The 11,637-nt window shown below is 71.1% G+C and carries 10 protein-coding genes; 5 read left to right on the top strand and 5 right to left on the bottom strand.

The window, feature by feature from the left end:
* The first annotated feature begins 2 nt into the window (after positions 1-2).
* From J0670_RS16265 to J0670_RS16245, 5 genes are all read left to right on the top strand, one after another.
* Positions 3-1,349 carry a VWA domain-containing protein gene (locus tag J0670_RS16265; RefSeq protein WP_207812294.1) on the top strand — a complete coding sequence of 449 codons (1,347 nt, stop codon included), beginning with the start codon at positions 3-5 and terminating at the stop codon, positions 1,347-1,349.
* Between the two features lie 73 nt (positions 1,350-1,422).
* Positions 1,423-2,595 (top strand): FHA domain-containing protein, encoded by a 1,173-nt coding sequence (locus J0670_RS39925; protein WP_207812293.1) that lies wholly within the window; start codon positions 1,423-1,425, stop codon positions 2,593-2,595.
* A gap of 171 nt (positions 2,596-2,766) precedes the next feature.
* Complete coding sequence (locus tag J0670_RS16255) at positions 2,767-3,684, top strand: ABC transporter ATP-binding protein (protein WP_207812292.1); 918 nt, start codon at positions 2,767-2,769, stop codon at positions 3,682-3,684.
* A gap of 73 nt (positions 3,685-3,757) precedes the next feature.
* Positions 3,758-4,858, top strand: a complete 1,101-nt coding sequence (locus tag J0670_RS16250) for an ABC transporter permease (protein WP_243437095.1) — start codon at positions 3,758-3,760, stop codon at positions 4,856-4,858.
* A gap of 109 nt (positions 4,859-4,967) precedes the next feature.
* Positions 4,968-5,372 carry a globin gene (locus tag J0670_RS16245; RefSeq protein ID WP_207812291.1) on the top strand — a complete coding sequence of 135 codons (405 nt, stop codon included), beginning with the start codon at positions 4,968-4,970 and terminating at the stop codon, positions 5,370-5,372.
* A 19-nt stretch (positions 5,373-5,391) separates the two neighbouring features.
* Here the strand turns inward: J0670_RS16245 and J0670_RS16240 are convergent, their stop codons facing one another.
* The 5 genes from J0670_RS16240 to J0670_RS16220 all read right to left on the bottom strand — a co-directional run bounded on the left by J0670_RS16240 (position 5,392) and on the right by J0670_RS16220 (position 11,126).
* Positions 5,392-6,084 (bottom strand): hypothetical protein, encoded by a 693-nt coding sequence (locus J0670_RS16240; RefSeq protein ID WP_207812290.1) that lies wholly within the window; start codon positions 6,082-6,084, stop codon positions 5,392-5,394.
* Between the two features lie 38 nt (positions 6,085-6,122).
* Positions 6,123-6,566, bottom strand: a complete 444-nt coding sequence (locus J0670_RS16235) for a thioesterase family protein (RefSeq protein WP_207812289.1) — start codon at positions 6,564-6,566, stop codon at positions 6,123-6,125.
* Between the two features lie 127 nt (positions 6,567-6,693).
* Positions 6,694-8,358 carry an energy-dependent translational throttle protein EttA gene (gene ettA / locus J0670_RS16230; protein ID WP_207812288.1) on the bottom strand — a complete coding sequence of 555 codons (1,665 nt, stop codon included), beginning with the start codon at positions 8,356-8,358 and terminating at the stop codon, positions 6,694-6,696.
* A 391-nt stretch (positions 8,359-8,749) separates the two neighbouring features.
* On the bottom strand, positions 8,750-10,189 hold the full coding sequence (locus tag J0670_RS16225) for a Cys-Gln thioester bond-forming surface protein (RefSeq protein ID WP_207812287.1): 1,440 nt from the start codon (positions 10,187-10,189) through the stop codon (positions 8,750-8,752).
* 352 nt (positions 10,190-10,541) lie between these two features.
* Positions 10,542-11,126: a single-stranded DNA-binding protein gene (locus J0670_RS16220; protein WP_307806543.1), complete on the bottom strand. Its 585-nt coding sequence runs from the start codon at positions 11,124-11,126 to the stop codon at positions 10,542-10,544.
* Between the last annotated feature and the right edge of the window lie 511 nt (positions 11,127-11,637).

Genomic DNA, 11,637 nt, shown 5'->3' with positions numbered 1-11,637 from the left:
CACTGGCGAAGCCGAACCTGCCCCGGTTCGACGTGGAGATCTTCCAGAACGAGTACCTGGCCGACGGCGCCCGCGAGGTCAACGCCATCGTCACCGTCACCGCCACCGGCGGCGGCACCTCCGGCGGCCGCCCGCTCGGGATCACCGACGCCGGCGCCCAGGGCGGCGACGCCACCGCGGCCGTGGTGATCCTGGTCGACTGTTCGGGCTCGATGGACTACCCCAAGACCAAGATCAACGGCGCCCGTGAGGCCACCGCCGCCGCCATCGACGCGCTGCGCGACGGCACCGCCTTCGCCGTGGTGGCCGGCACCCACGAGGCCCGCGACATCTACCCCGGCGACGGCACCCTCGCCACCGCCTCGGCGAGCACCCGCGGGCAGGCCAAGGAGGCACTGCGCCGGCTCACCGCGGCCGGCGGCACCGCGATGGGCACCTGGCTGGCCAAGGCCGACAGGCTCTTCCTCACCCGCCGCGACATCGCCATCCGGCACGCCATCCTGCTCACCGACGGCAACAACGAGCACGAGTCGGCGGAGGACCTCGCCCGCACCATCGAGCGGGTCACCGGCCACTTCACCGCCGACTGCCGCGGCGTCGGCACCGACTGGCGGATCGACGAGCTGCGCAAGATCTCCTCGGCGCTGCTCGGCACCACCGACATCGTCGCCGAACCCTCCGGCCTGGCCGAGGACTTCCGTTCGATGATGGCCGGCGCGATGGGCAAGCAGGTCGCCGACGTCGCGCTGCGGATCTGGACCCCGGCCAACGCCACCGTCAAGTTCGTGAAGCAGGTCGCCCCCTCGGTCGAGGACCTGACCGACCGCCGCACCGAGGCCGGCCCCCGGGCCGGCGACTACCCGACCGGCTCCTGGGGCGACGAGAGCCGCGACTACCACGTCTGCGTCGAGGTCCCGGCCGCGTCGGTGGGCAACGAGATGCTCGCCGCCCGGGTCAGCCTGGTGCTGCCCCCGCAGGTCGGCGGCGGCACCCCCGAGGTGCTCAGCCAGGGCCTGGTCAAGGCGGTCTGGACGGACGACCTGGCCTCCTCCACCCGGATCAGCCCGCAGGTCGCCCACTACACCGGGCAGGCCGAGCTCGCCTCCTCGATCCAGGAGGGCCTGGAGGCCCACCGGGCCGGGGACGTCGACACCGCAACCTCCAAGCTGGGCGCCGCCGTCCGGATCGCGCACGCGACCGGGAACGAGGGCACCTACAAGCTGCTGCAGAAGGTGGTGGACGTGGTGGACCCGAAGGAGGGTACGGTTCGGTTCCGTAAGGACGTGAGCGAGGCCGACTCGATGACCCTTGAGACCCGGTCGACCAAGACGGTACGTGTGAAGAAGTGACCGCTGAAGACGTGATCGGGCCGGCCGCCCGGCGCGACACCGCACCACACCGGCCCGAAACGAGGGGGACCTGATGCCGATCTGCCCGAGGGGCCACGAGTCGCAGGCCGAGGACTGGTGCGACTTCTGCGGCTTCCCGATGACACCGCCGGCCCCGGCCCCGGGAGCCCACGCGGGCTACCCGGGAGCGCCCGGCACCGGCCACGCGCCCGCCGGGCACACGCAGCACGGCGGCGCCTCCTTCGGAGCGCCGCCGCCTCCGCCCGCGCCGCCGGGAGCCGTACCGCCGGGAGCCGTCCCACCGCCGCCGACCGGCGCCTACCCGTTCCCGGGCTCCTACCCGCCGCCCGGGACCGTACCGCCGCCCGCGGCGCCGCCCGGCCTCACCGAGGGCCTGGCCGTCTGCCCGATCTGCCGCAGCCCGCAGACCGGCCGCTTCTGCGAGGAGTGCGGCTACGACTACGAGTTGTCCACGCCCTCGCGCCGGCAGGCCCCGGCCGTCGGCGTGCCCGGGCCCGGGCCGGCCCAGCCCCCGCCGCCGCTCAACATCCCGGCGTCCTGCGGCGGCGCGGCGATCCCGCAGCAGCCCCAGCCGCCCGCGCACCCGCACACCTACGGCTACCCGCCCTCCTTGCCCGCCGGCGGGCAGGAGGGGCTCACACCGGAGGGCGCCTTCCCCGAGGCCCCGGTGCGCGAGGACTCCGGCCCGGTGTACGCCCAGCCGGTCGGCCCCGGCCCGAACACCCGCGGCGGCGACTTCGGCACCTCCTTCCACCTGGCCCCGCCGCAGTCGCAGTCGCAGCACCAGCCGGAGGCCGCCCCGGTGGAGCCGGTCCGGCCCAACTGGATCGCGGTGGTCTCGGCCGACCGCGACTACTTCACCGAGATGATGGCCCGCAGCGGCCCCGAGGCGGCCGGCCTGTTCTTCCCGCCGTACTGCCCCGAGCGCCGCATCCCGCTGACCGGCCGCGGCCAGCTGCGGATCGGCCGGCGCAGCCAACACCGGGGCACCGTCCCGGAGATCGATCTGTCGGTGCCGCCGGAGGACCCGGGCGCCTCGCACCAGCACGCGCTGCTCGCCGAACAGGCGGACGGCAGCTGGGTGCTGGTCGACCAGGACTCCACCAACGGAACCACCGTCAACGGCGGCGCGGAGCCGATCGCCCCGCACACCGCCGTACCGCTGAACGACGGCGACCGGATCCACATCGGTGCCTGGACGACGATCACGGTGCACCGCGCCTGAACACCTGATTCCCGACGCGTCGGTGATGATGCGTCGGAGACAACTCCGGCCGGGCCGGGCGGAATTCGACTTCCGCCCGGCCCGCTTTTGTTTCCACCTTCCCCGAGAAATCCCTGAATTCCCCGGCCCGGACGTGCACAAGGCTCGCCGTTAGCCCTATTCTCAGGGCCCATGACTGCTGCTATATCCGCTGACGGCATACGTCAGCGGTACGGGGATGTGCAGGCCGTCGACGGGGTGTCCCTCACCGTCGAGGCCGGCGAGTTCTACGGGATCCTGGGCCCCAACGGCGCCGGGAAGACCACCACCATGGAGATCCTGGAAGGGGTCCGCAAACCCGACGAGGGCCGGGTCGAGCTGCTGGGGATGGCCCCCTGGCCGCGCAATCCGAAACTGCTGCCGCGCATCGGCGTGCAGTTCCAGGCCTCCGCTTTCTTCCGGAAACTGACGGCCCGGGAGACGATCCACACCTTCGCGTCGTTCTACGGGGTCGGCCCCAAGCGGGCCGATGCGATGCTGGAGCGGGTCGGCCTCGCCGAGAAGGCCACGACCCTCACCGACCAGATGTCCGGCGGCCAGGCCCAGCGCCTGTCGATCGCCTGCGCGCTGGCCCACGACCCGGAGCTCGTCTTCCTGGACGAGCCCACCACCGGCCTCGACCCGCAGGCCCGCCGCAACCTGTGGGACCTGCTGCGGGACATCAACGCCGAAGGCCGTACCGTCGTCCTGACCACCCATTACCTGGACGAGGCCGAGGTGCTCTGCGACCGGGTCTCGATCATGGACCACGGCAAGGTCCTGCACACCGGTTCCCCGGCGGCCCTGATCCGCGAGATCGACGACACCGTCCGGATCAGCGTCGCCTCCGGCCAACTGCCGGTCGAGCGCGCCCGCGAGCTGCTGACCGCGGCCGGCGCCGACATCGCCAACCTGGAGGACGACACCGTCTCGCTCTCCGTCTCCACCCGCCTCCCGGCCCCGGTGCTCAGCGTCCTGGCCGAGCAGAACGCGCTGCGCGGCCTCGAAGTGCGCGGCGCCACCCTGGAGGACGTCTTCCTCCAGCTGACCGGACGGGAGTTCCGCGCATGAGCGAGCGTAGCGAGCGAATCATCAAGAGGTGCGTGTGGGCGAATGCCTCTGCCGAGCGAAGCGAGGCGGACGCATGAGTGAGCACATCACCAAGAGCGGAGGGGAGCGGGTCAGCGCGTTCTGGAGCCTGTCCCGCGCGATGCTGCTCGGCATGAAGCGCGACCGCACCGCGACCTTCTTCATCCTGCTGTTCCCGCTGGTGTTCCTGGTGTTCTTCGGCAGCGTGACCAAGGGCTCCGGCAGCCCGCACGCCAAGGTGGCGCAGGTCGGCGCGGTGAAGCTGTTCGACTCGATCCAGGGCGAGGAGCGGGCCGGGCTGGACAAGGTCCTCACCATCACCAGGACCGACGACGAGGCCGCCACGCTGGAGAAGGTCCGCAAGGGCGACTACGACGCGCTGATCAAGCAGGGCCCGGACGGCAAGGTCGAGCTGCGCTTCACCGCCGCCGACGGCGTCCGCGCGGGCGCGCTCCAGGGCATCGTCGACTCGGTGGTCCAGAGCGCCAACCAGGCGGCCACCGGCCAGAAGCCGGCCTACGTGCTGGACGCCCAGCAGGTCGAGGACAGGTCGCTCAAGCCGATCCAGTTCCTCACCCCCGGCCTGCTCGGCTGGGCCGTCGCCACCGGCGCGGTGTTCGGCGCCGCGCTGACCCTGGTCAACTGGCGCAAGACCAAGGTGCTGCGCCGGCTGCGGCTGGCCCCGATCAGCGCCGGCACGGTGGTCAGCTCCCGGATCCTGGTCTCGCTGCTGACCGCGTTCCTCCAGACCGCCGTCTTCCTGGTGGTCGCCACCAGCGTCTTCGGGCTCAAGCTCACCGGCAACTGGTGGCTGGTCCTCCCGCTGGTGGCCTGCGCGACGCTCGCCTTCATGTCGATCGGCCTGCTGGCCGGCTCGGTCGCCAAGACCGAGGAGGCCGCGAACGGCATCTCGCAGATCATCGTGCTGCCGATGTCCTTCCTCTCCGGCTCCTTCTTCCCGATGGACGGCGCCCCCGGCTGGCTGCAGGCCGTCTCCAAGGTCATGCCGCTGCACTACCTGGTCAACACCGCCCAGTCGGTGCTGACCCGCGGCGGCGGCGTCATGGACGCCCTCCCGACCATGGGTGGACTGCTGCTCTTCGCGGCCGTACTAACCGGAATCGCCTGGAAGCTCTTCAAGTGGGAAGACGCCTGACCCGGGCACTCCCCCGCTGATTCCCGAGCCCCGGGCCGGACAGGCCCGACGGGGTCGTACGCCTTTGGTCCCGGTGTACGGCCCCGTCGGCGTCTGCGACCATGGTCAGGTGACAGAGATCCGGCGAGGCACGTTCAGCGAGGAGACCTTCTTCGAGCAGGTCGGCGGTGAACCGACCTTCCGGCGGCTGGCGCGGCGGTTCTACGAGGGCATCGCCGAGGACGAGTTGCTGCGGCCGATGTACCCCGAGGAGGACCTCGGCCCGGCCGAGGAGCGGATGGCGCTGTTCCTGATGCAGTACTGGGGCGGCCCTCGCACCTACAGCGAGCGGCGCGGCCACCCGCGGCTGCGGATGCGGCACGCGCCGTTCAAGGTCGACAAGGCCGCGCACGACGCCTGGCTGACCCACATGCGGGCCGCCGTGGCGAGCCTGGAGCTTCCGGCCGAGCACGAGCGGCAGTTGCTCGACTACCTGACGTACGCCGCCACATCGATGATCAACACCCCGGGCTGAACCACCGGCCGGCGCGGCCCTAGCGCAGCGGGCTGAGCCCGAGCCCCGCGCCCGGCGCGGCCGCGGTGCGCACCACCACCGAGCCCGCCGGGGCGCTCAACCGCAGCCAGCCGCCCGCCTTGTGCACGGTGAGCGGGGCGCCCGGCGTCAGGAAGCCGATCACGTACGCGGCGTGCACCGCCCGCAGCGGCAGCTCCGGCAGCGCTCCGACCGGGCGGGACCAGATCTCGTCGGCCAGGGCGTCCAGCACCGCGCGGCTGCGGTGGTGCGCCGGGACGGTCTCGCTGCGCTCGCGGAACTCCCGTACGCCGGCCATCAGTTCCGGGTACACCTCGGCCACCGGCGGCGTGCCCACCGGGCGCCAGCCGGCCCGCGGCGGCAGCAGCCCGGCCCAGGACGGACCGGTCACCGGTGCGGGCAGCGCGACGACGCCCGCCTCGGTGTCCACGCCGTCCAGCAGCTGACCGGCCGAGGCGGTCAGGTCGACCGGCTCGTCCAGACCGTTCAGCCGGGCGGTGCGGATCACCAGCGCGCCCGAACCGCCCAGCGGCAGCCGTCCGAAGACCGCCAGCACGCCGTCCTCCTCGGCCGGCGCCACCGCCCGCAGCCGAACGGCCGCCGCCTTGTCGAAGCGCAGCAGGCGCAGCAGGAAGGCGGAGAGGTCGGCGGCCTCCCGGGTGTCGGTGAGGGCCAGGCGGGCGGTGACGGTCAACGCGGCTCAGCTCGAATCGTCGTGGGGGGGGTGGGCTTTCAGACTGCCGCGACGGCAGGCTCCTCGTCCATGAACCGGGACAGGAACTCCCGCTCGATCGCCGAGATCCGGCGCGGCCGGCCCTCGGCCAGGTCGTAGGGCACGACCACGGTGGAGGCCCGGACGTACACCGTCTCGCTGCCGTCCTCGTGGACGTCCTTGATGTCGTAGGAGACGGTCAGCGAGGCGCCGCCGATGTGGGTCACCCGGGTCTCGATGGTCACCGGCTCCGGCCGGTGCACCAGCGGGCGCTTGTAGTCGATCTCGTGGCGGGCCACCACCGAGCCGCCCGCGAACTCCCCGGCGCCGGCCTCGGCGGCCTGGGTGAACATGAAGTCGATCCGGGCCTCCTCCAGGTAGCGCAGGAAGACCACGTTGTTGACGTGCCCGAAGGCGTCCATGTCGGACCAGCGCAGCGGGCAGGCGTAGATGTGGCGAGCCACGGGAGTTCTCCTCGGTGTCCGGTCGCCCGTCGTCGCCGTTCCCGGCGGAGGCCGGCGGTGGCGGCGGGCCGCGGCCCGGCAGGCCGCCCCTGGGGGCAGTCTGCCGGGCCGTCGTGACGGCTGGGTGTCAGCCCCGGGTCAGCTTCTTGTACGTGGCCCGGTGCGGACGGGCGGCGTCGGCGCCGAGCCGCTCGATCTTGTTCTTCTCGTACGACTCGAAGTTGCCCTCGAACCAGAACCACTTGCTGTCGCCCTCGTAGGCGAGGATGTGGGTGGCCACTCGGTCCAGGAACCAGCGGTCGTGGGAGATGACCACGGCGCAGCCGGGGAACTCCAGCAGGGCGTTCTCCAGCGAGGAGAGCGTCTCGACGTCGAGGTCGTTGGTGGGCTCGTCGAGGAGCAGCAGGTTGCCGCCCTGCTTGAGGGTGAGCGCCAGGTTCAGGCGGTTGCGCTCACCGCCGGAGAGGACGCCGGCCGGCTTCTGCTGGTCCGGGCCCTTGAAGCCGAAGGCCGACACGTAGGCGCGGGACGGCATCTCGACCTGGCCGACGTTGATCCAGTCCAGACCGTCGGAGACGACCTCCCAGAGGGTCTTCTTCGGGTCGATGTTGGAGCGGGTCTGGTCGACGTAGCTGATCTTGACGGTCTCGCCGACCTTGACCGTGCCGGAGTCCGGGGTCTCCAGGTCCTGGAGCATCTTGAACAGGGTGGTCTTGCCGGCGCCGTTCGGGCCGATGATGCCGACGATGCCGTTGCGCGGCAGGGTGAAGCTCAGGTCGTCGATCAGGACCTTCTCACCGAAGGCCTTGTTGAGGTTCTCGACCTCGATGACGACGTTGCCCAGACGCGGGCCCGGCGGGATCTGGATCTCCTCGAAGTCCAGCTTCCGCATCTTGTCGGCCTCGGCCGCCATCTCCTCGTAGCGGGCCAGACGGGCCTTGGACTTCGCCTGGCGGCCCTTGGCGTTGGAGCGGACCCACTCCAGCTCTTCCTTGAGGCGCTTGGCGCGCTTGGCGTCCTTCTGGCCCTCGACCTTGAGACGGGACTGCTTGGTCTCCAGGTAGGTGGAGTAGTTGCCCTCGTACGGGTAGGCGCGGCCGCGGTCGAGCTCCAGGATCCACTCGGCGACGTTGTCCAGGAAGTACCGGTCGTGGGTGACGGCCACGACGGTGCCCTTGTACTTCTCCAGGTGCTGCTCCAGCCAGTTCACCGACTCGGCGTCCAGGTGGTTGGTGGGCTCGTCGAGCAGCAGCAGGTCGGGGGCCTCCAGCAGCAGCTTGCAGAGCGCGACGCGGCGCTTCTCGCCACCGGAGAGCTTGGTGACCGCCCAGTCGCCGGGCGGGCAGCCCAGGGCGTCCATGGCCTGCTCCAGCTGGGCGTCCAGGTCCCAGGCCTCGGCGTGGTCCAGCTCCTCCTGGAGCTTGCCCATCTCGTCGAGCAGCGCGTCCGAGTAGTCGGTGGCCATCAGCTCGGCGATCTCGTTGAAGCGGTCGAGCTTCCCCTTGATCTCCTTGACGCCGTCCTGGACGTTCTCCAGGACCGTCTTGGACTCGTCCAGCGGCGGCTCCTGGAGCAGCATGCCGACGGTGAAGCCGGGCGAGAGGAAGGCGTCGCCGTTGGAGGGCTGCTCCAGGCCGGCCATCATCTTCAGCACGGTGGACTTACCCGCGCCGTTGGGGCCCACGACGCCGATCTTCGCTCCGGGGAGGAAGCTGAGCGTCACGTCGTCAAGGATGACCTTGTCTCCGTGAGCCTTGCGCACCTTGCGCATCGTGTAGATGTATTCCGCCACGTGAGATCGCTCCGGCGTCGTCGGGAGTAATTCGGCTTGCAGCCTTCCATTGTGCCGCACCCGGCCCGGAGGCCCGAATCGCCCAGGTGACCCCGTGGGGGTATCCGGAGCGGCGCCTCGCCGCCGCCCTCCGCCGCCCGCCGGTCACGCACCGCCCGGGCGTCGACCGCCCGTTGCTCCGGGGGCGCTCTCCGTTCACCGGCGGGCTTCCCCGTCCGGCCCGGGGACGGCGAAGGCCCGGCTCCCCGCAGCGGGTGCGGGGAGCCGGGCCGGGTGCCGCGTTCGGGGCCCCGGGAGGTCAGTGCCTCCCGGCCCGGTCAGTCGGCTCGGTCACGCTCGGGGCGCTTCGGGCTCCTCAGGTGCCTCAGGTGCCTCAGGTGCCTCAGGTGCCTCAGGCGGTGGTGCGACCGTGGCGGCCGCGGCGGCGCAGGACGAAGACCGCGGCGCCACCGGCCACGACCAGGCCACCAGCGACGGCGGCGAGGATCGGGGTGGAGTCATTGGCACCGGTCTGGGCCAGGCCACCGGTGCCCGGGGCGGCGCTGGTGGTCGCCGGGGCCGGCTGGCCGGCGGTGCTGCTCGGGGTGGCCGACGGGGTGCCGGTCGACGGAGTGCCGGTCGACGCCGGGGTGGACGGGCCCGAGCTCGGGGTCGTGCCGGTGCTGGTCTTGCAGTCGAGCACGCCCTGGAACTCGCGGCTGTAGCCGTTCGGGCCGGTGACGGTGATGTCGTAGGCGGTCTTCTCCTCGACCTTGACGAGCACGGTCTCGGTCTTGCCCGGCTGAACGGTCAGCTGCTGCTTGCCGACCGTGACGGTGCCGGCCTCGTCACCGCCGTTGGTGACGGAGACCCGCACGCCGTTGTTCACGCACTCGACCTTGGCGGAGCTGTCGATCAGCGCGCCCTTGCCCTGCTTCCAGGTGGCCTTGGCCGTGGCGGCGACGCTCACCTTGCTGGAGCCGGCCAGGATCATGGTCTGGCTGTGCTTGTCGGCGGTGTAGCCCTTGCTGAGGAAGACCCGGCCGCTGGGCACGACGGTCTCGACGTTGCCGTTGAGGACGACCGAACCGTCCGGGGTCCCGGCCGGGACGTCCAGGAACAGCTGGGTGTCCTTGGCGATCGGACCGGCCAGAGTGGCACCGACCGGCTTGCCGTCCTTGTCCACCAGCTTGGCCTTGTCGGCGGCGGGGCCGGAGACGGCCAGCTTCACCTCGGCGGCGCTGGAGTTGAGGGTGAACGGGCCGAGCTTGCCACCGGACTTGCCGGAGACGGAGTCCGGGTTGAGGCTCAGCGAGGGCTTGGGCTCGGCGGCGATGCCCTTGTTGGCGTCGCTGACCAGGTAGTCCCGCAGCTTCTTGGCGCCCTCGCTGTGCGGAGTGGCGTTCTTGTTGTCCGAGAACTTCCAGATCGCGGACTGGGTGCCCGCGGCGGCGTCCTCCGCGGTCAGGCTGTCGACCCCGATGGCCTTGGCCAGCGCGGCCTCCTTGACCTGCGGGTAGGAGTTCTCCAGGATCCAGCGGATCTTGGCGGCGGCCGGCGCGCGGTCCGGCTTGCCGAGGGAGCTGGAGGACCAGTCGGACTCCTGGTACTCGATCGCCTTCCGGATGTCCACCGGGAAGCCGAAGTCGATGCAGTAGGTCTGCAGCTGACCGTCGGCGGTCTTGAGGGTGAACAGACCGGCGTCGACGGTCCCGCCGCCCTCGACGTCGACCTTCTCGCCGAGCATCGTGTTCTGGACCACTGCGGTCACACCCGAAGCCGGGGTGCCCGCCGCAGCCGCCGCACCGGCCGCGAACAGGCCTCCGCCCAGCGCCAAGCTGGTCGTGAGCATGACAGTGGATATGCGGGACAGACTCCGCCCCTGCCTCTGGAACATCTGGGATCCCTCCGGGTCGGGCCGCATGATGGGCAGCCCGCCGACTTGCCGTGCCGCGCGTGCCCCCTGTGGCACCGCTGCGGGTATGAACCAGACGAATCCTATTGAGCCTCAGAGGCCCGGAACCCCCCATGCGAAATCAGGACGATACCGTATCTGGATCGTTATCAACCCCCTCGGGTCCTACACATGCTGACGATCAACCAGAACCCCTCCGCCGCTTTCCGTAATCTGGTCGAGATTGCGCGTGCGGGCGCAACAGCCTTCTCGACCAACATATTTGTCGACAGGTAAGGTCATCGACCCGTCACTCCGGCACCGCCTGGTCTTCACCTCCGATCTCCCACCCGGACGCCCCGCCCTGCTCTCCCGGAAACCGCCGCCCGCCCGGCGGCGGCTCCGGCAACCGGGGCGCCGAGGCCACCGCCGAGGCCTTGCGCGCCTCCAGCGCGTTCACGATCCAGTCGGGCACCGGCTCGCTCCCGGCCTCCGCCCCGGCGGGCCCCGCACCGCCCGGCGGTTGCCCGCGCACCCCCGTCGCCCACCGGAACGCCGAGGTACCGCGAGTGAGATCGTGCCCGACCGACCGGGCGTCGATCTCGGCCCGACTGCGCCTCACCTCACCCTCCGTCCACTCCCGCACCTTCAGCCGGCCACTCACCAGCACTGGGTCCCCCTTGGCCAGCGAGCCGATCAGATTGACCGCGAGCGCCCGCCAGGCCGTCACCGTCAGCCACTGCGTCTCGCCGTCCACCCAGCACTCGCGCTGCCGGTCGTACCGGCGCTCGGTGCAGCCGAGCCGGAAGTTCGCCATCGGCACCCCGCCGGCGGTTTCCCCGTAGCTCACCTCCGTCGCGACATTGCCGAGCACCGTCACGTGCGTCTCGTTCACGGCCCACTCTCCGTTCTCGCCGATGCACCGTACGGAATCGAGCGGTGCGAGTTGAGAGTGCGCCCCGAAGGAAATCCCGGCCACCGCGTTCCGAAATCCTGTGGATAACTCCTAGGCAACTCGGCCCTGTGGAAAACCGCCGTCACTCGCAGGGGTGAATTTCAGCCTTCATACACCGCCAGTCCGCCAGTTCTTCGCGGCCATGACAACAAACCGGCCGCTCGACGGCTCCTCCGAGCTCACCACGGAACGCCCGCCGAGAGCCGTCCGCCCACGTCATCCGACCGGGACAACCCGAATACGACCCCCCACCCGAGCCGGTGGCGGCGCTTTCTCCGTGTCGAATCCATAACGGGTGAGGAGGCAGCCCCGTAACGACTGCACAACGTCCGGCGCGGAACACTGCCAGACCGCTGCACTCACGGCCTTCACCTGCGATTATCGGACCGCTCCACCGAACCGACACACCAACGACGGTGTCGTCACACCCGGCCGGGGAACCGGACACCCT

This window comes from Streptomyces sp. FH025 (assembly GCF_017427025.1).
Classification (GTDB): Bacteria; Actinomycetota; Actinomycetes; order Streptomycetales; family Streptomycetaceae; genus Kitasatospora.
This window is presented reverse-complemented; position numbering and strand designations above follow the sequence as displayed.

What these genes read in the sequence shown, in the direction of transcription:
- J0670_RS39925 (WP_207812293.1), top strand. Translation starts at nt 1,423, where the DNA reads ATGCCGATCTGCCCGAGGGGCCACGAGTCGCAGGCCGAGGACTGGTGC.
- J0670_RS16255 (WP_207812292.1), top strand. Translation starts at nt 2,767, where the DNA reads ATGACTGCTGCTATATCCGCTGACGGCATACGTCAGCGGTACGGGGAT.
- J0670_RS16250 (WP_243437095.1), top strand. Translation starts at nt 3,758, where the DNA reads ATGAGTGAGCACATCACCAAGAGCGGAGGGGAGCGGGTCAGCGCGTTC.
- J0670_RS16225 (WP_207812287.1), bottom strand. Translation starts at nt 10,189, where the DNA reads ATGCTCACGACCAGCTTGGCGCTGGGCGGAGGCCTGTTCGCGGCCGGT.